Below are 20,249 nucleotides of genomic sequence, written 5' to 3' on the forward strand. Positions count from 1 at the left end.
GTTCACAGGCCCGTGGCAAAGGGCGCATGCAAAAAGCCACGAAACCTGGCGCGCCCGCCGCGGGTGGGCGTGGCCGTTAAATGGTAATTGGGAAAGCGTTGCAGAAAACGACCCAATGCAATGCGGCCTTCTAGGCGTGCCAAACTGAGTCCGGCACATTGATGCACGCCAAAACCAAATGACAAATGGCGATTGTCAGCGCGTTTTAAATCAAGCACTTCAGGGTTTGAAAATTGAGCGGGATCGCGATTGGCAGCGCCAATGCACAAGGTGACGAGCGCGCCTTCTGGCAGGTCAACATTGCCAATGCGGGTGGCAATAGTGGCTCTTCGATTGCTCAGTTGATTGGAGGCTTCAAAACGCAAAAATTCATCGACGGCCATGTTCAGAATGGGGGGTGCTGCATCTTCATGTGATCCGCTTTGGGCTGCTTGAAGGTCTGACAACAAGGAGGCCTTTTGCGCAGGATGCTCAAGCAAACTCAGGAGGGCATTGCCAATCAAGTTGGTGGTCGTTTCATGGCCTGCGTTCAATAAAAAGATGCAGTTTTGAAGCAACTCCGTTTCGCTCAAAACGTCTGCGCTGTGTTCGGAAGATTCGCCTTGAATCAAGCGCGTCAGGACATCTTGCTCGGGGTTGCCAGGATGCCGTCGGCGGTCGGCGACCAGATCACGCAGGTAGTTTGAAAATTCTTGCACACTGCGATGACCCAAAGTTTCTTGCTCAGCGGTAAGTCGTGGCTCCAAAGCGCCCAAGATGGCCAAGGACCAGCCTCGCAAGGGTCCGCGATCGGCATGCGGGACGTTGAGTAAATTGCCGATCACTTCGACGGGGATGGCCGATGCAAAGTCTTCAATCAAATCACCTTGTTGGCGTGCTTCGAGTTGATCAAGCAAGCTGTCCACCAACTGAATCAAACCCGCCTCCATGGCGTCAATGGAACGACGCGTCAGGGCGCCCATGATGAGCTTGCGCACACGTGTGTGGCGCGGCGCATCGTTGAAGACCAAGCTGTTGGTGTGGTGCTCGAACAGGGGTGCATCTTGGCCAGGCTTGGCAAAGGGGGCTTGGTTGAAAGGCTCGTGGTTGTACTTGGGCGCAAACTCTATTCGCTTGTCTGAACTGAACTTGGCGGCATCTTTGTAAACCGCCACCAAGTCTGCGTGACGGGTGAGAAAAAACGAACCATCCGGCATTTGCTTGATCGGCGTGGTTTCGCGCAAGGCTGCGTAGACGGGGTAGGGATTGGCCAAAAAATCTGCGGGTAAATTTCGCAAATCAAATTGGCTGCAGATGTCTTGCACACGCTGAGCACTAAGAGCTGGTGTTTGCCAAGTGATGCTCATGATTTTTTGCAAAAGGCCAGTATGGCGGCCAAGCATTCTTCGGGTGCTTCCACCATCATTTGATGTCCGGCATTGACCCATGCCACATGGCCGTCGCGTGCCTTTTGAATCAAACTTTGCGCCGCCTTGGGTGGGGTCATCTGATCTTTCTTGGCGAGCATGAACAAGGTGGGGCACATGACCTTGTCAATTGCTATTTCGCCCTGATCGTATTGGTCGCAAGCTTTGAAACCGATGTTAAAAATGTTCTCATGTGGGTTGCTGGCCAAGACGCGCCGCATGAGCGCTTTGCTGCCGCCCAACAGCCATGTGCCTGGCCCCAAAGCGCTGGGTGGTGGTGCCAAGGTGGAATGGGAAAACACATTCACCATGTCGATGGCTTTGTTCGGATTGCTGATGGAATTTTCTAGCAACGCGGGGGAGACACGCATGGGGTAAGCCGTGCCCACCATCACCAATTGGGAGACGCGTGTTGGGTGTTCAGCAGCAGCCTGCATGGCGATGAGGGAACCCAAACTGTGGCCCATCAAGATGGCCTTGTCGACACCCGCTGCGTCCAACAAAGCGATCACGCTCTGAGCCGCATCTTGCACCGTTGTTGGCGCTTTGCCGCCACTGCGACCATGGCCTGGTAAGTCAATGGCCAAAACATTCCAGCCGTGGTTGGCAAAGTAGCGGGTTTGCAAAATCCAGACACTGTGATCGTTGAGCACGCCGTGAATGAATACCGCAGTAGGTTTGCTGGCATCAAATTCTTTGCCACCGGTGTAAGCATACAAAGGGGCGCCTTGAACCTTGTAAATCATGCGGCACCTCCTGATGTGGGCGCTGCTTTTTCAGCGGCCCGCAGTGCGCGTTTTAAATCGTCGATCAGGTCCTCGGGGTCTTCAAGGCCAATCGACAAGCGCACCGTGCCTGGCCCAATGCCAGAAGCTTTCAAGGTCTCGTCATCCACCCGGAAATGCGTGGTGCTGGCCGGGTGAATCACCAAAGACCTGCAATCGCCGACGTTGGCCAAGTGACTGAAAACTTGCAGCGCTTCAATGAAGGCTTGTCCTTGTTGGCGTGTACCCCGAATGTCAAAACTGAACACCGAGCCAGCGCCGCGGGGTAGCAACTGCTTGGCCAGTGCATGGCTGGGGTGACTTTCAAGCATAGGGTGACCGACGCGGCTTACCATGGCATGCGATGCCAAGAATTCCACAACCTTCTGGGTGTTGCTCACATGCCTTGCCATGCGCAAAGGCAAGGTTTCGATGCCCTGCAAAATGAGCCATGCGGTGTGCGGACTCATGCATGCGCCAAAGTCGCGAAGTCCTTCACGGCGTGCGCGAAGTAAAAAAGCCCCAATGGTGCTTTCTTCGTTGAACACCATGTTGTGAAAGCCCGCATAGGCTTGGGTCAGCTCTTCAAATTTGCCTTGCGTATGCGGTCCTGACCAATCAAAACTGCCGCCATCGACCACCAGTCCGCCTATGACGGTGCCATGACCCGACAAAAATTTGGTGGCGGAATGAACCACCAAGTCTGCGCCATGTGCCAAGGGCTTCATAAGCCAAGGGGAGGTGAGGGTGGCATCGACCAGCAAGGGGACGCCTGCTTCATGGGCAATTTGACTGACCGCTGGCAAGTCCAGCACATCCATTCCTGGGTTACCGACGGTCTCGCCAAAAAATAATTTGGTGTTGGGTTGAACGGCTTGCCGCCAAGCCTGCAAATCACCCGGCGCAACGAAGGTGGTCTCAATGCCAAATCGACGCAGTGTGTAGTGCAACAAATTGTGCGAGCCACCATACAGGGCAGAAGACGCCACAATGTGAGAGCCCGCGCCCATGAGGGTGGTGATGGCCAGATGCAAGGCAGCTTGACCGCTGGCTGTGGCAATGGCGCCAATGCCGCCCTCTAGGGCCGCAATGCGTTGCTCCAGCACCGCATTGGTGGGGTTGCTGATGCGACTGTAAACATGGCCAGCACGCTCCAAGTTGAAAAGCGAGGCGGCTTGGTCGCTCGACTCGAAAACAAACGAGGTGGTCAGGTGAATGGGCACAGCGCGCGCGCCTGTGGTGGGGTCGGGCGCCGCACCGGCGTGCAGGGCCAATGTGTCAAAACCAGGATCGGAGTAGCCGGGCATGAGTTGTCTCCAAAGAGAAGCTGAAAGTTTCAGGCAAGAGCCTAAGGGTAAGCTTTTACTATTCTTAGTCAAGATTGTGGGCTATATTCAAACACCCACTAGGAGAACTTCTCATGAAAGTCAGTGACATCCTTCGCGTCAAGGGTCATAGCCTGATCACCGTCACACCCGATGAAACTTTGGCTGTTGCCATCCAAATCATGTCTGAAAAGGACTTGGGTTCATTGGTCGTGATGGAACATGGTGATTTGGTGGGCATGCTGACATTTCGTGAGGTGATGCAATGTTTGGCCAAGAACGGGGGCTCCATAGGCAGTGTCTCCGTGCGCAAAGCCATGGACGATGCGCCCATCACCTGCACCAGTGAAACCGACATGGACGAGGTTCGGCGCATGATGCTCAACAACCACGCCCGCTACATGCCAGTCATGGACAAGCGCATGTTGATGGGGGTGATCAGCTTCTACGATGTGGCCAAAGCGGTGGTCGACAGCCAGAATTTTGAAAACAAAATGCTCAAAGCCTATATTCGCGATTGGCCAGAGGGCGATGACAAAGCCGGCAAAGAAGCGCCTACCCTCTGAGATAATGGGTGCCTATGAGCGGTAATACCTTCGGCACCTTATTTTCTGTCACCAACTTTGGTGAATCCCACGGCCCAGCCATTGGCTGCGTGATTGACGGGTGCCCACCGGGCATGCCGCTGTCAGAGGCTGACATTCAGCCAGACCTCGATCGCAGGCGGCCTGGCACTTCCAAATTCGTCACCCAGCGCAACGAACCCGATACCGTGCAAATTCTGTCCGGTGTTTACCAAGGCTTGACCACGGGGACGCCCATTGCACTGCTGATTCAAAACACCGACCAGCGCAGCAAAGACTACGGCGACATTGTTCAAACCTTTCGCCCTGGCCATGCCGACTTTACCTACTGGCGCAAATATGGTTTGCGTGACCCTCGGGGTGGTGGCCGCTCTTCGGCACGTTTAACGGCCCCCATGGTGGCGGCTGGCGCTGTGGCCAAAAAATGGCTGGCGCTGCAATACGGCACCACCTTCAAAGGTTGCATGACCCAAATTGGCGAAGTGCCCATTGGCTTTGAGAGTTGGGACCATGTGCACACCAATCCCTTCTTTGCACCTGTGGCCGATGTCTCTGCACTTGAAGACTACATGAACGCAATGCGCAAATCTGGTGACTCCTGTGGCGCGCGTTTGCGCGTGGTGGCGCAGGGCATGCCTGTCGGTTTGGGTCAACCCCTGTTTGACAAACTCGATGCCGACATTGCATACGCCATGATGGGCATCAACGCCGTCAAGGGTGTTGAGATTGGTGCTGGCTTTGCGTCTGTCACACAAAAGGGCAGTGAGCATGGCGATCCCATCACTCGTGATGGATTTGTGGGCAACAATGCCGGCGGTGTGTTGGGCGGTATTAGCACTGGCCAAGACTTGGAGGTCTCGATTGCTGTCAAGCCCACCAGCTCTATCCTGATACCACGGCCTTCCATTGACACCCAGGGTCAAGCCGTGGAAGTGCTCACCAAAGGGCGTCACGATCCGTGTGTTGGCATTCGTGCCACACCCATTGCTGAAGCCATGTTGGCTTTGGTGGTGATCGAACATGCCCTGCAACACCGCGCACAGTGCGGTGACGTGGTGCCGCCGACCCACCTGTAAGGGGCCTTCATGCCCAATTCGTCCGCGGCCCAACGCCGTCAATTGATTCCGTTTGCCGCGGTTTCTGCCAGCTACTTTGCGCACATTGGATTTTTCAATCCTTACTTGCCTTTGTGGTTGAAGGAGCTGGGCTTTGGTTTGGTGGCCATCAGCATCTTGACCTCGGTGCAAGCCGCGACGCGTTTGTTTGCGCCCTACGGCTGGGGTTGGCTCAGTGATCACACCGGCGAGCGCGTCAAGTTGCTGCGCTACGGCGCCACCATGGCCTTGATTTGCGCCTGCATGTTGTTTTTTGACCTCGGGCCTTTGGGCTTGGGCTTGGTGCTCTTGGTGATGTTCACGCACACCAGTTCCATGATGCCCATGAGCGAAGCAGCCATGGCCCATTTGGTGAGTCAAGGTGGCGCGTTTGATGCCAAACGTTATGGCCGTGTTCGCCTGTTTGGCTCTTTGGGATTTTTGGTCACCGTATTTGTGGCCGGTGCTTGGTTTGAACACTTCGGCATGAAACATTTTCCAGGCTGGACCGTGTTGAGCTTGGCGGCTGTCACGGCCAGTGTTTGGTGGTTGCCAGATTTGAAAGAGGCAGTACCAAAGCACGAAGCCAAAGTGTCCGTCTGGCCAGTGCTCAGGCAACAACCCGTGATGTGGTTTTTCATCACCGCCTTTTTTCATGTGCTCTCGCACATTGGGGTCTACGTGTTTTTCTCCTTGTACCTCGACGCCTTGGGGTACAGCAAAGTTTGGATTGGCATGCTGTGGGCGGTGTCGGTCATTGTTGAAATTTTTTGGTTTTTCACGCAAGCCAAATGGATGCCTAAGTTGCCCCTCACGGGATGGTTGGTGGTGTGTTCTGCTGCCATGACCTTGCGCATGGGCATGACGGCGCAATGGGCCGATGTGCTGTGGGTTTTGTTGCTGGCGCAAGCGCTACATGCTTTGACGTTTGCGGCCAATCACACGGTTTGTATTGCCTTGTTGTCACATCATTTTCCGGGGCGCTTGCGCGGCCGCGGTCAGGCTTTGTACACCGTCATCGCTTATGGCTTTCCTGGCGTGCTGGGTGGTTTGCTGGGCGGGTTGATGAGCGATCGTTGGGGCTTGCAAAGTGTCTATTGGGTGTCGATGTGCACAGCCGCCATCGCCACTGCAGCCGCTTACAAAGTATGGCGATTGCAGCACCCCAAGCAAAAGGTGGAAAGTCTGGCGTGAGCTATTCCACCGAGCCCATCGTCATAGAACCCTCGGTGCTGACCCTCTTGGATGCGGGCACCGTTGAGGTGTTGCGCACAGGTCAAAAATTGACTTTGCCAGGGCCTATGGTGTGGCACGCTTGGGGCCCGCTTGAGGGGCCTGTGATCTTGCTCTTGCATGGCGGCAGCGGCAGTTGGATGCATTGGATTCGCAACATTGCACCGTTGGTGGCGCAAGGCCATCGTGTGCTAGCGGTTGACTTGCCCGGCTTTGGTGATTCGGCAGCACCGGCGCAGGGTGGTGATGTGGATGCCTTGATTGAACCCTTGCATGCGGCTTGGCAGATGCTTCAAGGCCCAAACCTTGGTGCTGCGTTTGTTGGCTTTTCATTTGGTGGAATGACAGCCGCTTTGTGGTTGGCTGCTTACCCTGAAGATGCAAAGCGATTGGTGATGGTGGGCTCGCCAGGTTTAGGTTTGACGGTGCCAGATCGCATCCCACTCAAAGGGTGGCGGCATTTGCCCACCGAAGCTTTGCAGGCCGAAGCGCATCGTCACAACCTGATGGCTTTGATGTTGAAGCACGAGCGCAGCTTAGACGATCTGGCCATGGCTGTGCACGTTGCCAACGTCAAACGTGATCGCATGCCGCGTCGACGCTTGTCATCAACGCCCATCGTGGCGGGCGCTTTGCCGCAGATTCAGTGCCAACTGCATGTGATCTATGGCGAAGGGGATGCGCTGTACAAAGGGCGCTGGCCGGAAGTGCAGGCCCTGTTTAAAGCCCAAGCGCCACATTTGACTTCATGGCATTTGGTACCAGATTCAGGACATTGGGTTCAATACGAACGAACGGATGCGTTTCAGTTGGCTTTGTTGGCTTGCACCGCAGAAACAGCCGCTCTGAGTCCCAACAAATAACTGTCCACCCCAAAGCCTGCAATCTGACCTTTGGCAATTTCAGCAATCACAGAGTGATGGCGAAAAGCTTCGCGTGCATGAATGTTGGACATGTGCACTTCAATGATGGGGCACTTCAAAATGGCCAGCGCATCGCGAATGCCATAACTGTAGTGTGTCCATGCGCCCGCGTTGATCAAGACGGCATCAATGCCGTCCGTGTGGGCCTGGTGAATTTTTTCTGCCATGGCACCTTCAAAGTTGGTTTGAAAGCACTCCACGCTGGCGCCCAATTCTTGGCCGAGCTTTTTCACTTGCGCATCAATTTCTGCCAAGGTGATGGTGCCGTATTGGGCGGGATCACGCTTGCCAAACATGTTCAAGTTGATGCCGTTCAAACACAAAATTTTCATGATCGTCCTCAAAGGTCGGGCTGGCAAAGATCCCTTGTGAAACCATGGAATCTGCGCCCTGAGCACCGATTTTCCAATATTTGAGGCAATATCACGCTTTTATTTCAAAACTTTTTGCCATGGCCGCTACCTTGAAAATTGATTTCGTCTCCGACATTGCCTGCCCTTGGTGTGCTGTGGGTCTGGGCGCATTGGAGCAAGCCCTGGGTCAATTGAAGGGTGAGGTTGCGGCTGATTTGCACTTTCAGCCCTTTGAGTTGAACCCGCACATGGGGCCTGGCGGCCAAGACTTGGGCGAGCACTTGACCGAAAAATACGGTTCAACCCCAGAGCAACAAGCTCAAATTCGCGCCACCATTGCGGCCCGGGGTGAAGAAGTGGGATTCAAGTTCAATCCGGGTGGGCGCGGCCGCGTCTACAACACCTTCAATGCGCACCGTTTGTTGCATTGGGCGGGCGTGAAGGGGCCAGAGGGCAGTCAGCACGCTTTGAAGCGTGCGTTGCTCGAGTCTTACCAAGGCCGCGCTGAAGCCGTTGAATCGGATGAGGTGTTGTTGGCAGTGGTGGCCTCGGTGGGTTTGGATGTGTCTGAAGCGAAAGGCATTTTGGCCTCCGACGCCTATGCCCAAGAAGTTCGTGAGATTGAACAGTTCTACCAACAAGCAGGGATTCATTCTGTGCCAGCCGTCATCATCAATGACAAGCACCTGATCTCTGGTGGACAGCCTGCTGCTGTGTTTGAACAAGCGCTGCGACGCATTGCGGCCGGCGAAGTTTGACGCATGCCACCCCTGACCATTTACTACGACGGCAGCTGCCCCTTGTGCAGACGTGAGATTGCTTTTTACAAAAGCAATCCTGACGCTGCGCAGTTGGTGTGGCATGACGTCAGTGTGAATTTTCAAGCCAATGACGATGCCAGCTTGGGTGATGGGCTGAATTGCCAACGCGCCATGGCGTACTTTCATGTGCGTGATGCAGCGGGGCAATTGTTTGAGGGCGGTGCGGCCTTTGCACGCCTTTGGTTGGAGTTGCGAGGCTGGCGATTGGCTGGCCGAGTCTTTTCCGTGCGACCCTTTAGTTGGGCCATCAACCTGGGTTACAAAATGTTTTTGCCCATTCGGCCCACCGTGCAAAAGTATTTGCTCAAATGGGACGCACGTCATTCATGAGTCGCTATCAAGCTTTGGTACTGGGTGCGAGTGGCGCCATTGGGCAGGCTTTTTTAGCGCATTTTCAAAACGATGCGCAGTGTGCCTTGGCTGTGGGCTTGTCGCGACAAAGCGTGTTGCGCTTTGAACTGGAAAATGAAGACAGCATGGCGCAATGCGCAGCGGCGTTGCGCCAAACTACAGGACCGTATGGCGCTTGTGAATTCAAATACATTGTGGATGCCACAGGTGCTTTAACGCTGGATGGGCAAGGTCCCGAAAAGCGTTTGCAAGCTTTGAATGCCAAGCAACTGTTGCGTCAGTTCGAAGTCAATGCCGTTGGTCCTGCATTGCTCATCAAGCATTTTTCACCTTTGTTGGTGTCGCAAGATGCGGCTTGCTACGCCACCTTGTCTGCGCGGGTTGGCAGCATTGAAGACAACCACAAGGGCGGATGGTATGGCTATCGCGCAGCCAAAGCGGCTCGCAACATGCTGCTGCAAACAGCGGCCATTGAGGCCTTTCGACAAAAACCTCTGGCAGTGTTTGCAGCTTTGCAACCGGGCACTGTGCAGTCTGGTTTGTCGGCTAAGTTTGTGGCTGCAGAAGATGCCATGACACCTGAAGACTCGGTGTCGCAGATGATGCGAGCTTTACAAAGCCTCCAGCCAACGGGTCGCGCACAATTTGTGGATTACGCAGGGCATACCATTCCATGGTGATGGCCATTTTTTTCTAAGGGGGTAGACATGAACGAAGATCCAAGGTGCTGTGGCACAGGAACCTGCATCATCGATCCTGAGGGCCGATGCTGGTGCGGTCAGCAATGGGATGGCGAAAAGATGGCAATGCCCAAACTCGACACTTCCACGGCTGAACGCCCAACAGACAACCCGGTTGCTGAAGGCAAGACCGCGAAATGAGTGACCGCAACTTGAAGATGCTCTTGAAATGGGTGTGTGCGGTGTTGTTAGGGATTGGCCTGACGCAGGTCAATGCCAATGCCAGCGAACTGTCCGATCTGCTCAAAAAGTCGGACCACGTGTTGCTGATGCGACATGCCTTGGCGCCGGGTGTGGGTGATCCCGCGGGTTACACACTGCAAGATTGCAAAACCCAACGCAACTTGGATGGCAAGGGGCGTGAGCAAGCGCAGCGCATCGGTCAATGGCTGAAAGCACAAGGTGTTAAAGAAGCAATGGTGTTCAGCAGCGCTTGGTGTCGTTGTAAAGAAACGGCAGAGAAGCTTGGCTATGACGCCCCAGTACACGAGCCGTCACTGAACTCGTTTTTTGACGACATGCGTCAGGGGCCTCAAAGCAATGTGCGTCTTCAGACCTTCATTGCCAAACAACTGAAATTGAAGTCCGACAAAGCTTTGATCTTGGTGACGCACCATGTGAACATTGCAGAATTCATGGGCGAAAACGTGGGCTCTGGCGACATGGTGTTGGCCAAGGTTAGTCCTCAAGGCAAACTCTTGTCCTACAAAATTTACCCCAGTCCTTGAACGCCTTGGGCAATTGACACCAGAGGTCTTAGGACCTCAGTGACGCCACAGCGCCCGGTAGCTGCCTTCAGGGTCATAGTCCTTGGCTTGCTTGTCCGGGTTGAACCTTCTGCCACCTCGCGGGTCAGTGCCGCAGCCACTGAGGTACAGCCAATTGCCCTGGTTGCTGTAAACATCAAAGTCAATCAAGTGCGTTTCAAACCAAGCGGCACCTGCGCGCCAATCGCAGCCCAAGTCATGGATCAAATAGCTGGCCAAGTTTTGGCGCATGCGGTTGGACAGGTAGGACGTGGTGGTGAGCTCGCGCATGCCGGCATCGATAAAGGGGTGCCCAGTTTTGGCAGTGCACCAAGCTTCAAAATTTTCAGATGAGTGTGCTTTGCGCACCTGTGGTTGCGTGGACAAGCCTTGGCGTCGGTAAAGCTGGTGTCCATGTTTCAAATGCAACCAGCGAAAATGATCGCGCCAAAGCAATTCGAATCCAATCCAGTAAGTGCTGTCATTGGCACCGTGCATTGCTTCATAGGCTTTGACTGCAGCCCAAGCTTGCCGCGCTGAGAGCGCGCCAGTCGCCAACCAAGGCGACCATTTGGTGGAGTAGTCAACGCCCATCAAACCATTGCGCGTCAGTTTGTAGGTGCTAGGCAAGCTGCTGTTGCAGTATTGATCAAGGTGCGCCAATGCCGATGTTTCGCCACCCTTGAAGCCCGAGGGTCCCCATGGAAACGCAGAGCGCGGGTCGATGCTGATCGCTTGAACAGGGGAGGAGTCTGCCGCTTCAATTTGAGTTTTCAGCTTCGTCTGCAATCCTGATATATCGGGCAGAGCTGGCATCGAAGCGATCACGGGCAATGGATCTTGGACAAGAATCGTTGGGCGCTCAATCAGTTGCCTGAACGTGGTGAACTGATCGGGTACTTTGCGCACGTCAAATGGCAAATCAGCAGGGCGCATCAATGTGGACTGCCAAACTGTTTGAACTTTCAGCTTGGCATCCTTCAATTGTTGGATGTACGCCTGTTCATAGGGTGCTGCAATGTCTTCACAGACGATCCATGACTCTTGGAAGTGATGGCTTAAAGCCTGCAAGATTTCAACAGGCTTGCCCTTGAGTTGAAACAGTTGGCTATTGAATGCGCTCAACTGTCGAGCCAAGTCCTGCACAGCCATCTGTGTCCATGCGTTTCTTTGAGGCGATGTTCTGGCAAAGCCCCATGGCGTCTGTGCCTCAAGCGCATCGTCGTGAATGTAGACGGGTAGAAGCCAAGTTTGCAATTTTGTGGCGAGTTCTATCGCGCTTTGCAATGCAGGCTGATCATGCAAGCGCAAATCGTTTCGAAACCAATAGATGACGCCTGCGCTTGAATGATGGGATGACATGTGGTGGCGATTTCTATTTTAAAAATCAAAGCCCATTTGCGAACTGGCGGCTTGAGATTTGGTGCTGGTGCGGCGTGTTGAAAAAGTTTTGCGCGAAGCGTGTTTATCGATCACAGCCTTTTTGCCGGCTCGAACTTTGTCATTCTTGCGAAGTGCGTGCAATCTTTCTTTCGCACTGCGTGTCGCCGAACTGAGGTCCACCAAGGGTGTGTGGATTTGAACGGATGATGCGGCGTCAGTGCCTGTTGATTGACGAACGTTGTCCGGCATTTTCCAGGGCTCAAAAAGCCAGCTGTCTGGGACATTGCGCATGGCGGGCAGCCATCTCCGAACAAACAGCCCTTGCGGGTCGTGGTCTTGTGCTTGCTTGATGGGGTTGTAGACGCGCGTGGTGTTGATGCCTGTCGTGCCCGATTGCATTTGCAATTGACTCCAGTGAATGCCTGGTTCGTAATCTAAAAATTGAGTGGCCAGCCACTCTCCGAATGGCTGCCAGTGGAGCCAGAGGGGGTAGGCTGCTACTGACACCAGCATGGCCCGCATTCGAAAATTGAGCCAGCCTGTCTCACGCAGCATGACGACCGAAGCATCCACCATGGGCCACCCCGTTTGGGCATTTTTGAGTGCTTCAAAAAATGCCTCATTGAACGATTCTTCTCGCAAGCCGTCATAGCCGCGGTGCATGTTTTGCCATTCAATCTCGGGCTCGCTTTCTAGCTTTTGAATGAAATGACAATGCCAGTAAAGGCGACTCATGAAGGCCTGCAGGCCAGCCCGGTGCCGTGAGGCTTGCGGGGGTAACTCTTCAATGTAGGCGCGCGTCATTTGCACCACTTCGCGCATGCTGATACAGCCATACGCCAGATAAGCCGAAAGTCGGGAGCAGGCATCCGGTGCAGACAAGGGCGATGAAATGCCGCCTCGGTAACCTAAGCTTCGGGCATTCAAGAAGCTACGCAAAACTGCCAGTGCCAAGGGTCGTCCGCCGCGTTGACGGTGGAGGGGATTGTGTTTTAAATGCGCAGGCGCTTGCATTGAAATCGGCAAGCTGTTGACTTTGCTTGCAAAGTGAATGGCCTTGGGCTTTTCCTGCGGTGCATGCATGTGTTGTTCCCATGCGGCTTGCCACTGGTTCCGATTTTTCAAGCGTCTCACTACACCAAATTGCGCATACTCGTGCCACGGGATGCGATGCGTTTCGCACCAAGTCTTAACTTGAAGGTCTCTGGCATAAGTCCATGCATTGCCCGTTTCTTCGTGCGAGTGAATTTCTGTGAAAGACGTCTCTTTCAGCAGGCGATCAAAAACCTCAACAGCTTCGCCTGTGTGAATTTCAACGCAACCGCCCAAGGTCTGCAAATGCGAATTCAAAGCCTGCAATGATTCACGAATGAATTCGAAGTGCTGTAGTGCCGTATCGTTGAGCTGCCAGTAGCCAGGTTCCACAATGTAAATGCAGCGCACGGGTCCACGCGCGGCAGCATGTGCCAGTGCAGCGTGATCTTGCCAACGCAAGTCACGCTTGAACCAAACGATTTGGCAAGTCATGGGGCGTTAATTTCCCAGTGACTGGAGGTCGATGCCTTCGTGCTGTGCCACCATTTCCAGGGCGTCTTCAAACATGGCGCGAGCCGTACCCGAAATGGCGCTCAGATGGGCATGAATGCGTGCGTCTTCACTGGATTTGTTCAGGCAATCGAGGCTGTATTGTTCAAACCTGGCCAGTTGCATGATCAGCTCGGCCACGTGCTTAGGGCATTCGCACAAGACTTGCGTTGAGATGCCAGTGACGCGCATCAAGGCTATGTCGTCATATTTGCGAGCTGGAATCGCCGCATGTTCAGCACCCCGGTTGATGGGGCTTGGCAAGTCAACCCTGAGTGTGGCCAATATCAACTCACTCAGCTCTGACTCTGGCAGCGGCTCTCTGCGAACAATCATGCCCCACTGCTTCAAGCTTTCAATCACAGGTGCTTGCCCAAAACTGTAAAGCACGATGACGTGTGAGGCTTGGCTTTTGTCGACCAAGCGACGGATGTCCACTTGCACGCCTGCGTGAAGTGAGTGGCACTGAATGAGCAGCAATTCAGGTTGTTCTTGAAGCTGAGCTTGCAGCATCTCTTCAGTCGAACCAAAGATGTCGGAGATCCGCAGCTGAGTAGGGGCCATCTGTTCTGTGAATCTTTTGGATTCCACCCGACTGGCCAAAGGCAACCCCACGATGGCAACTGTGGCAAAAGGTGTTGACCTGTTGGCCGCGCTGGCCTGTTGTCCCAGACCTTGATGTTGTTGGACCAGTTGATTGAGTTCCTGCAAACTGCTCTGAGCAATTTGGCTCACGCTGTGCCCTTGCTCTGTGAGTCTTTTCATGAGCGTGGCTTTGAGAACGTCATCGTCTGAATACAAGCGATGTCGGCTGGCAGTTTTCAAAGGTGAGAAGCATTGGTAGCGCGCCTCCCAAATGCGCAGGGTTGGCGTGGGAACCCCGCTTAGACTTGAAACAGCACCAATTTTGTGGAGATTCATAGGAACTGACTGTTCAGAAAATATTTTCTGAATAAGTATTGAGTAGGTAATATTGAATATTTTAAGTGTATTTCTGAGATATTGAATAGATATGCTAAATTAAAGCTATTCAATAACCAAACAAGGTGTCCTATGCTCAGTCAGCGCGCTCATCAAGGCATTTTGGCCATGGCCCATGTCGCTCAAACACCGGCCCACAGGTCGGTCACTGTGGCCAGCATTGCCCAATTTCTAGAATTGTCTGTGTCTTACACAGAAAGCTTGGTCAAAGTCTTGAAGCAAAACGACTTGTTGCAAGCTTCAAGGGGACCTGGCGGCGGTTACCAGTTGAAGAGAGATTTGCAAACCTTGACGGCATGGGACGTTGTGAAGTGCTTCGAAATCAATGACCCATCTGATCACGAAAAAAGACCCAGTACCGAGACAGTGGCAGTTGATCTCTTGTACGAAGAGTATTTGAGAATTGAACAGGACTTTTTGAAAAACTTCTCATTGAGTGCGCTGGTCAGTTCGGTGCCCGCTAATTCGCAGGTTCAAAAAGTGAACAATTTACCGTTCAACTTCAAGCCCTTGCCCAAAGGCTTGATGCCGGTTGCACCCAACTCGGTGTTCGACCTGTCGAAGTTCATGCAACTCACGCACGCTTGAATTTTTTCAGTGCCCTAAGGCTTGTTCAATTTTACGGCGTGAAACGGTGCTCTTGGGAATCTTGAAGGCGGGAGTTTTACCGCCGGCATGTTCCATCAGTGCATCTTGAAACCACGTGCGCACATCTTCTTCCAAGCCAATGCCATGCATGAAGTTGTAGATGGCTTTCTTCAAACCAAGGCCTAGTAGGTCATGGTCAACACCCGTGCGATCAATGAAGCCAATGTCGTTCTTGCCAAATGAAACAGGCGGCAAGGGAATCAATTCGATGCCGTAGTCTTCAGGATTCAAACCCACGGGGGAGTGAACGGTACAGGCAAAGCGATGGAAGAAGCCACTTTGGATACAGCCATTCTCAAAAAGCTGCCGCACGTACTCCAACGCATCCACCGTGTCTTGCACCGTTTGGGTTGGAAAGCCATACATGAGGTAGGCGTGTACCAAGATGCCTGCTTCTGAGAAGCCCTTCGTGACCTGCGCCACCTGTTCTACTGACACGCCTTTTTTCATCAATTTGAGCAAGCGGTCGGAGGCCACTTCCAAGCCGCCCGACATGGCGATGCAGCCACTCTCGGCCAACAATTCTGCCAATTCAGGTGTGAAGGTTTTTTCAAATCGGATGTTGCCCCACCAAGAAATGTGCACCTTTCTGCGAATCAATTCTTCGGCCAAAGCTTTGAGGGCTTTGGGCGGTGCGGCTTCGTCTACAAAGTGAAAGCCTGTTTGACCGGTCTCTTTCACAATGGTTTCAATTCGATCCACCAGCAATTGGGCAGAGGCTGTTTCGTAGCGAGAGATGTAGTCGAGGCTGACATCACAGAAGCTACATTTTTTCCAATAGCAACCATGCGCCACGGTGAGTTTGTTCCAACGTCCATCGCTCCACAATCGGTGCATGGGGTTGAGCATGTCGAGCAAAGACAAATAGTCGTTCAAAGGCAATCCGTCCCAAGTGGCGGTGCCGACTTCTTCAAAGGGCACATCGGGCTCTGACCAGTTCATCAATTGAACGGTGCCGGTGTCTGGTTTGCGAACAAAGGTTCTGACCAAACGTCCTGCTGCACGCTGACCTTGCAAATGTTCCAGTAAGGCCAACAAAGGGCGTTCGCCAGAATCTAGGGTTACAAAGTCAACGTAATCAAACACCCGGGGTTCAGTGAGTTCGCGCAGTTCGGTGTTTACAAAACCACCGCCCAGTGCAATGTGAATATGGGGGTGATGTTGCTTGATGCACTGCGCAATTCGGAATGCGGCATAGACCGCACCAGGAAAGGGCACGGACAGCAGGACCAAAGATGGTTGATGCTGCTCAATTGCCTTCAGGGTGAGTGCTTGCAGTGTCTCGTCCATCAGGGTCAAAGGCGCCGCAAGTGCATCAGCCAAAGGTTCGAACGTGGCCTGGCTGCCCGCCAAGGATTCGCCATAGCGCACGAATTCAAAACGGCTGTCGACGGCGTCGCGCAGCACATCGGCCAAGTCGTTCAAGTACAAAGTGGCCAAATGGCGTGCACGGTCTTGTTGACCTAGAGCGCCAAAGGCCCAGGCCAAGGGGTCGGCTGATTCGCCATCGTCATAAGCGTCCAGCGCTGTAAAGCGTGGCCCTTCGGGCAAAAAGCCTCTGCCTGCAATGCGGTGGCTGAGGGTGCTGTCCTTGCCTTGCAAGAAAGCAATGGTGGGGGCGATGGTGTTTTCGTAGCGCTCAAAGAAATCCAAGAAAAAATTAACGCTGGCACTTCGCTTGGCTTCTGGCAGCAAGAGTGCTTTGTCGCGAATTTGCGCCATGCCATGTGGCGTGAACAAATTCAAGACCAGCTTGAGGGCCAAATCTTCTTGTGTTGCAGCCACCCCGCGCGAACGTAAAAAGCCCGTCAGATAGGCCGTCGACGGGTAGGGCGTATTGAGCTGCGTCATCGGGGGGATGACGCTCAAGACGCTAAAAGGCTTTGAATTCGGCGAGGGGTTCATGCACCCGTGACTTTACAGCCACTTTTGCATGAATTGAGCTTGTCCGGCAGCTGGATCGAGTTCGTATTGTTCAAAACCAAAGCGTTTGTAGCTTTGCATGGCTGGTGCGTTGCCACTTAAAACCTCCAGGGTGAGCTTGCAGCAGCCTCGCGAAAGGGCATGGGCTTCGGCGGCTTGAAGCAGCGCTTGGCCAACACCCTGGCCACGGTGACCGTCCAAGACGGCAATGTCGTGCACGTTGAGCAAGGGCTTGGCTTTGAAGGTGGAGTAGCCTTCAAAGCAATTGATCAGGCCAATGGGTTGGCCGTCTAACCAAGCAATGAAACTGGCAGCGCCTGGAATTCGTGCCATGTCTGCGCACAAACGCGCAGTAGCCTCTTGCTTGAGTGCCTCGCCGCCGCCCATCGGATCTTGCGCATAGGCGTCGAGCAAAAAGACCAGTGCTTTTGCATCATTTTCGTTGAGGTAATCAACGCGTTGAACTTGTAAAGTGCTCATGAGGCGTAGTCGCTCATGGGCACGCAGCTGCAGAACAGGTTGCGATCACCGTAAACGTTGTCCACACGGCCCACTTGCGGCCAGTACTTCACGCTACTCAATGGGCGTCCTGCTTGCGCAGCACCCACTTCGCGTGAATAAGGACGGTTCCAATCTGCGGCCATCAAACTGGCGGCTGTGTGCGGTGCATGCTTGAGGGGGTTGTTGTCTTGTGGCCAATCGCCGTTTTCAATTTGGCGCACTTCGTTGCGAATCGCAATCATGGCGTCGATGAAGCGATCAAGCTCTTCCAGGGTTTCGCTTTCGGTTGGTTCCACCATGAGAGTGTTGGCCACTGGGAAGGAAAGTGTAGGTGCGTGGAAGCCATAGTCCATCAAGCGCTTGGCCACGTCTTCGGCCATCACGCCGCTGGTCTCTTTCAAGCCGCGCAAATCCAAAATGCACTCGTGGGCCACGTGACCCGCTTTGCCGTTGGCGCCGACGCTGGCATACAGGGTTGGGTAATGATCGGCCAGGCGTTGGCTGATGTAATTGGCGGCCAAGATGGCGGCTTCTGTGGCGTGCTTCAAACCTTCTGCGCCCATCATGCGGCAATACATCCAGCTGATGGGCAGCACGGCAGCATTGCCTAAAGGCGCCGCAGACACAGCGCCTACGCCGTTGACTTTCAAGCCGCCGGTGGCATGACCTGGCAGGTAAGGGACCAAATCTTCGACCACACAAACAGGGCCTACACCTGGGCCGCCACCGCCATGCGGAATACAGAATGTTTTGTGCAAGTTGAGGTGGCTCACATCGCCACCAAATTCGCCTGGGGCTGCAACACCCACCAATGCATTCATGTTGGCGCCGTCCACATAAACGCGGCCGCCGTGTTGGTGTACCAGTTCGCACAGCGCTTTGACTTGCGTTTCAAAAACACCATGCGTGCTGGGGTAGGTGATCATGACCGCCGCCAAATTGGCGCTGTGCTGTTCACACTTGGCTTGGAGGTCCGCCATGTCGACATTGCCTTGCGCATCGCAAGCCGTCACGACCACTTGCATACCCGCCATTTGAGCGCTTGCGGGATTGGTGCCGTGGGCGCTGGAGGGGATGAGGCAGATGTTGCGATGGCCTTGGCCCTTGGCTTCGTGGAAAGCTTTGATGACCAACAAGCCAGCGTATTCACCTTGTGAGCCTGCGTTGGGTTGTAAGCTGATGCCTGCGTAGCCGGTGGCTTGGCACAACCACTCGCGTAGCTGTTCATCTAGCAGGGCATAGCCCTTGAGTTGATCGGCTGGTGCGAAGGGGTGCACGTTGGCAAACTCAGGCCACGTGATGGGAATCATCTCGCTGGTGGCATTGAGCTTCATGGTGCAAGAGCCCAGCGGAATCATGCTGCGATCGAGGGCCAAATCTTTGTCGCTCAACTGGCGGATGTAGCGCAGCATGCCTGTTTCGGAGTGATAACGATTGAACACAGGGTGCGTGAGGTACGTGCTGGTGCGGCGCAAGCTTGTAGGTATGAGGCTGTCGAGGCCTTTTTCAAATGGCGCCCAATCGGGCAGGGCTTGGCCACCTTCTGCAAAGCTAGACCAAAGCGCTTCGATGTCGTCACGCGAGGTGGTTTCGTCCAAAGACACGGCAATGCTGTCGGCTGAGAGCTTGCGCAGGTTCATGCCTTTGAGCAAGGCTTTTTGCAACACGGCATCTGTGCGTGCGCCGGTGATCACTTGCAAAGTGTCGAAGGCAGATTTATGCGCCAATTTGCAACCCAGTTGCTCTAAGCCTTCTGCCAAGATGGCTGTGTAACTGGCCACGCGTTGTGCGATGCGCTTCAAACCGACGGGCCCGTGATAAACAGCATACATGCTGGCCACGACCGCAGGCAAGACCTGCGCAGTACAAATGTTGGAGGTGGCTTTTTCGCGGCGAATGTGTTGCTCGCGGGTTTGCAAAGCCAAACGGTAAGCGGGGTTGCCGTGCACGTCCACACTCACGCCCACCAAGCGGCCAGGCATGGAGCGTTTGAAGTCGTCACGGCAGGCCAGGTAAGCTGCGTGCGGGCCACCGGCGCCCATGGGCATGCCAAAGCGTTGGGTGGTGCCCACCACAATGTCGGCATCCAATTCGCCGGGCGGTGTGACCAAGGTGAGGGCCAGCAAATCGGCGGCCACGATGAAGGCGGCTTGCGCGGCGTGGGCCTGTGCAATGACATCTTTCAAATCGTGAATCATGCCCGCGGTGGAAGGGTACTGCGCGACCACTGCAAAGTAGTCGTGTTGCTTCATCAACTCAGGTGCAAAGCCCACCAACACATTCAAGCCCAATGGCGCAGCACGTGTTTGAATCACCTCAATCGTTTGCGGATGGCAATCGCCCGCCACAATGATGTTGTTGCTTTTGGATTTGACCGAGCGTTTGGCCAAGGTCATGGCTTCAGCTGCCGCTGTGGCTTCGTCCAGCATCGATGCGTTGGCAATGGGCATGGCCGTTAAATCGCAGACCATGGTTTGGAAATTCACCAAAGCTTCCATGCGGCCTTGGCTGATCTCGGCTTGGTAGGGTGTGTAGGCCGTGTACCAGGCTGGGTTTTCCAAAATGTTGCGAAGGATCACGCCGGGTGTGTGATTGCCGTAATAGCCCTGGCCAATGAAACTTTTGAGAATCTTGTTTTGTTGCGCCATGGCTTTGAGCTCTGCCAATGCGCTGGCTTCAGTCACTGGCGCAGGCAACTTCATGGCTTGGCTGCGCGCAATCGAAGCTGGCACGATGCTTTCAATCAAAGCACGCCTAGATGCCACACCAATGACGGACAACATGTGATGCTCATCTGCTTCACTGATGCCAATGTGGCGTGCAATGAATTCACTGTTGTTTTCGAGTTGGCTTAAAGGGGTGGCAGATGACATCAACATGGTGGGGCTT

The 20,249-nt window shown here is 54.1% G+C and carries 20 protein-coding genes; 10 read left to right on the plus strand and 10 right to left on the minus strand.

The annotated features are described in order from the left end of the window. Positions 1 to 2 precede the first annotated feature (2 nt). From B9Z46_RS07025 to B9Z46_RS07035, 3 genes are read right to left on the minus strand one after another with little or no spacing between them, the layout of a single operon-like run. Positions 3 to 1,346 (minus strand): cytochrome P450, encoded by a 1,344-nt coding sequence (locus B9Z46_RS07025; protein WP_108255207.1) that lies wholly within the window; start codon positions 1,344 to 1,346, stop codon positions 3 to 5. Then, the gene (locus B9Z46_RS07030) at positions 1,343 to 2,152 is read right to left on the minus strand and encodes an alpha/beta fold hydrolase (protein WP_108255208.1); all 810 of its coding nucleotides are present in this window, start codon (positions 2,150 to 2,152) and stop codon (positions 1,343 to 1,345) included. The genes B9Z46_RS07025 and B9Z46_RS07030 overlap by 4 nt, the downstream gene beginning before the upstream one ends. After that, complete coding sequence (locus B9Z46_RS07035) at positions 2,149 to 3,477, minus strand: O-acetylhomoserine aminocarboxypropyltransferase (protein WP_108255209.1); 1,329 nt, start codon at positions 3,475 to 3,477, stop codon at positions 2,149 to 2,151. The genes B9Z46_RS07030 and B9Z46_RS07035 overlap by 4 nt, the downstream gene beginning before the upstream one ends. Before the next feature lie 113 nt (positions 3,478 to 3,590). Here B9Z46_RS07035 and B9Z46_RS07040 point away from each other — a divergent pair, with 113 nt between their 5' ends. From B9Z46_RS07040 to B9Z46_RS07055, 4 genes are read left to right on the plus strand one after another with little or no spacing between them, the layout of a single operon-like run. Beyond that, positions 3,591 to 4,061, plus strand: coding sequence for a CBS domain-containing protein (locus tag B9Z46_RS07040; RefSeq protein ID WP_055361185.1), 471 nt, complete (start codon positions 3,591 to 3,593; stop codon positions 4,059 to 4,061). A gap of 14 nt (positions 4,062 to 4,075) precedes the next feature. Beyond that, complete coding sequence (gene aroC, locus B9Z46_RS07045; protein WP_108255210.1) at positions 4,076 to 5,155, plus strand: chorismate synthase; 1,080 nt, start codon at positions 4,076 to 4,078, stop codon at positions 5,153 to 5,155. Positions 5,156 to 5,164: 9 nt separating this feature from the next. Next, the gene (locus B9Z46_RS07050; protein WP_108255211.1) at positions 5,165 to 6,367 is read left to right on the plus strand and encodes an MFS transporter; all 1,203 of its coding nucleotides are present in this window, start codon (positions 5,165 to 5,167) and stop codon (positions 6,365 to 6,367) included. Beyond that, positions 6,364 to 7,269: an alpha/beta fold hydrolase gene (locus tag B9Z46_RS07055; RefSeq protein WP_233245934.1), complete on the plus strand. Its 906-nt coding sequence runs from the start codon at positions 6,364 to 6,366 to the stop codon at positions 7,267 to 7,269. Before B9Z46_RS07050 ends, B9Z46_RS07055 begins: the two co-directional genes overlap by 4 nt. Here the strand turns inward: B9Z46_RS07055 and aroQ are convergent. Then, positions 7,212 to 7,661 carry a type II 3-dehydroquinate dehydratase gene (gene aroQ, locus B9Z46_RS07060; RefSeq protein WP_108255213.1) on the minus strand — a complete coding sequence of 150 codons (450 nt, stop codon included), beginning with the start codon at positions 7,659 to 7,661 and terminating at the stop codon, positions 7,212 to 7,214. The genes B9Z46_RS07055 and aroQ overlap by 58 nt on opposite strands. Positions 7,662 to 7,780: 119 nt before the next feature. Here aroQ and B9Z46_RS07065 point away from each other — a divergent pair, with 119 nt between their 5' ends. The 5 genes from B9Z46_RS07065 to B9Z46_RS07080 are packed head-to-tail and all read left to right on the plus strand — an operon-like array spanning position 7,781 to position 10,322. Beyond that, positions 7,781 to 8,440, plus strand: coding sequence for a DsbA family oxidoreductase (locus B9Z46_RS07065; protein WP_055361181.1), 660 nt, complete (start codon positions 7,781 to 7,783; stop codon positions 8,438 to 8,440). A 3-nt stretch (positions 8,441 to 8,443) separates the two neighbouring features. After that, on the plus strand, positions 8,444 to 8,833 hold the full coding sequence (locus B9Z46_RS07070; RefSeq protein ID WP_108255215.1) for a thiol-disulfide oxidoreductase DCC family protein: 390 nt from the start codon (positions 8,444 to 8,446) through the stop codon (positions 8,831 to 8,833). Next, complete coding sequence (locus B9Z46_RS07075; RefSeq protein ID WP_108255217.1) at positions 8,830 to 9,534, plus strand: SDR family NAD(P)-dependent oxidoreductase; 705 nt, start codon at positions 8,830 to 8,832, stop codon at positions 9,532 to 9,534. Before B9Z46_RS07070 ends, B9Z46_RS07075 begins: the two co-directional genes overlap by 4 nt. 27 nt (positions 9,535 to 9,561) lie before the next feature. Then, a complete protein-coding gene (locus tag B9Z46_RS15210; RefSeq protein WP_197274872.1) occupies positions 9,562 to 9,735 on the plus strand; it encodes a hypothetical protein in 174 nt (57 codons plus the stop codon). After that, positions 9,732 to 10,322 carry a histidine phosphatase family protein gene (locus B9Z46_RS07080; protein WP_108255219.1) on the plus strand — a complete coding sequence of 197 codons (591 nt, stop codon included), beginning with the start codon at positions 9,732 to 9,734 and terminating at the stop codon, positions 10,320 to 10,322. The genes B9Z46_RS15210 and B9Z46_RS07080 overlap by 4 nt, the downstream gene beginning before the upstream one ends. A gap of 36 nt (positions 10,323 to 10,358) precedes the next feature. Here B9Z46_RS07080 and B9Z46_RS07085 read toward each other — a convergent pair whose 3' ends face one another. The 3 genes from B9Z46_RS07085 to B9Z46_RS07095 are packed head-to-tail and all read right to left on the minus strand — an operon-like array spanning position 10,359 to position 14,228. Next, the gene (locus B9Z46_RS07085) at positions 10,359 to 11,702 is read right to left on the minus strand and encodes a DASH family cryptochrome (RefSeq protein ID WP_108255221.1); all 1,344 of its coding nucleotides are present in this window, start codon (positions 11,700 to 11,702) and stop codon (positions 10,359 to 10,361) included. An 18-nt stretch (positions 11,703 to 11,720) separates the two neighbouring features. Further along, a complete protein-coding gene (locus B9Z46_RS07090) occupies positions 11,721 to 13,250 on the minus strand; it encodes a cryptochrome/deoxyribodipyrimidine photo-lyase family protein (protein WP_108255223.1) in 1,530 nt (509 codons plus the stop codon). A gap of 6 nt (positions 13,251 to 13,256) precedes the next feature. Continuing rightward, positions 13,257 to 14,228: a MerR family transcriptional regulator gene (locus B9Z46_RS07095; RefSeq protein ID WP_108255225.1), complete on the minus strand. Its 972-nt coding sequence runs from the start codon at positions 14,226 to 14,228 to the stop codon at positions 13,257 to 13,259. Positions 14,229 to 14,360: 132 nt separating this feature from the next. On the opposite strand from B9Z46_RS07095, the gene B9Z46_RS07100 reads away from it, so the two are divergent. Next, positions 14,361 to 14,876: an Rrf2 family transcriptional regulator gene (locus B9Z46_RS07100; protein ID WP_108255227.1), complete on the plus strand. Its 516-nt coding sequence runs from the start codon at positions 14,361 to 14,363 to the stop codon at positions 14,874 to 14,876. Between the two features lie 6 nt (positions 14,877 to 14,882). Here the strand turns inward: B9Z46_RS07100 and B9Z46_RS07105 are convergent, their stop codons facing one another. From B9Z46_RS07105 to gcvP, 3 genes are read right to left on the minus strand one after another with little or no spacing between them, the layout of a single operon-like run. Further along, positions 14,883 to 16,841, minus strand: coding sequence for a radical SAM protein (locus tag B9Z46_RS07105; protein WP_108255229.1), 1,959 nt, complete (start codon positions 16,839 to 16,841; stop codon positions 14,883 to 14,885). A gap of 12 nt (positions 16,842 to 16,853) precedes the next feature. Beyond that, on the minus strand, positions 16,854 to 17,339 hold the full coding sequence (locus B9Z46_RS07110; protein WP_108255231.1) for a GNAT family N-acetyltransferase: 486 nt from the start codon (positions 17,337 to 17,339) through the stop codon (positions 16,854 to 16,856). After that, positions 17,336 to 20,239, minus strand: coding sequence for an aminomethyl-transferring glycine dehydrogenase (gcvP, locus tag B9Z46_RS07115; RefSeq protein ID WP_108255233.1), 2,904 nt, complete (start codon positions 20,237 to 20,239; stop codon positions 17,336 to 17,338). The genes B9Z46_RS07110 and gcvP overlap by 4 nt, the downstream gene beginning before the upstream one ends. Positions 20,240 to 20,249: the final 10 nt, after the last annotated feature.

Origin of the sequence: Limnohabitans sp. Hippo4 (assembly GCF_003063605.1) — a bacterium.
Lineage (GTDB): Bacteria > Pseudomonadota > Gammaproteobacteria > Burkholderiales > Burkholderiaceae_C > Limnohabitans_A.

Bases quoted from the DNA above. Each gene is read 5' to 3' on its own strand.
- B9Z46_RS07025 (WP_108255207.1), bottom strand. From the start codon at position 1,346: ATGAGCATCACTTGGCAAACACCAGCTCTTAGTGCTCAGCGTGTGCAA.
- B9Z46_RS07030 (WP_108255208.1), bottom strand. From the start codon at position 2,152: ATGATTTACAAGGTTCAAGGCGCCCCTTTGTATGCTTACACCGGTGGC.
- B9Z46_RS07035 (WP_108255209.1), bottom strand. From the start codon at position 3,477: ATGCCCGGCTACTCCGATCCTGGTTTTGACACATTGGCCCTGCACGCC.
- B9Z46_RS07040 (WP_055361185.1), top strand. From the start codon at position 3,591: ATGAAAGTCAGTGACATCCTTCGCGTCAAGGGTCATAGCCTGATCACC.
- aroC (WP_108255210.1), top strand. From the start codon at position 4,076: ATGAGCGGTAATACCTTCGGCACCTTATTTTCTGTCACCAACTTTGGT.
- B9Z46_RS07050 (WP_108255211.1), top strand. From the start codon at position 5,165: ATGCCCAATTCGTCCGCGGCCCAACGCCGTCAATTGATTCCGTTTGCC.
- aroQ (WP_108255213.1), bottom strand. From the start codon at position 7,661: ATGAAAATTTTGTGTTTGAACGGCATCAACTTGAACATGTTTGGCAAG.
- B9Z46_RS07065 (WP_055361181.1), top strand. From the start codon at position 7,781: ATGGCCGCTACCTTGAAAATTGATTTCGTCTCCGACATTGCCTGCCCT.
- B9Z46_RS07070 (WP_108255215.1), top strand. From the start codon at position 8,444: ATGCCACCCCTGACCATTTACTACGACGGCAGCTGCCCCTTGTGCAGA.
- B9Z46_RS07075 (WP_108255217.1), top strand. From the start codon at position 8,830: ATGAGTCGCTATCAAGCTTTGGTACTGGGTGCGAGTGGCGCCATTGGG.
- B9Z46_RS15210 (WP_197274872.1), top strand. From the start codon at position 9,562: ATGAACGAAGATCCAAGGTGCTGTGGCACAGGAACCTGCATCATCGAT.
- B9Z46_RS07080 (WP_108255219.1), top strand. From the start codon at position 9,732: ATGAGTGACCGCAACTTGAAGATGCTCTTGAAATGGGTGTGTGCGGTG.
- B9Z46_RS07085 (WP_108255221.1), bottom strand. From the start codon at position 11,702: ATGTCATCCCATCATTCAAGCGCAGGCGTCATCTATTGGTTTCGAAAC.
- B9Z46_RS07090 (WP_108255223.1), bottom strand. From the start codon at position 13,250: ATGACTTGCCAAATCGTTTGGTTCAAGCGTGACTTGCGTTGGCAAGAT.
- B9Z46_RS07095 (WP_108255225.1), bottom strand. From the start codon at position 14,228: ATGAATCTCCACAAAATTGGTGCTGTTTCAAGTCTAAGCGGGGTTCCC.
- B9Z46_RS07100 (WP_108255227.1), top strand. From the start codon at position 14,361: ATGCTCAGTCAGCGCGCTCATCAAGGCATTTTGGCCATGGCCCATGTC.
- B9Z46_RS07105 (WP_108255229.1), bottom strand. From the start codon at position 16,841: ATGAACCCCTCGCCGAATTCAAAGCCTTTTAGCGTCTTGAGCGTCATC.
- B9Z46_RS07110 (WP_108255231.1), bottom strand. From the start codon at position 17,339: ATGAGCACTTTACAAGTTCAACGCGTTGATTACCTCAACGAAAATGAT.
- gcvP (WP_108255233.1), bottom strand. From the start codon at position 20,239: ATGTTGATGTCATCTGCCACCCCTTTAAGCCAACTCGAAAACAACAGT.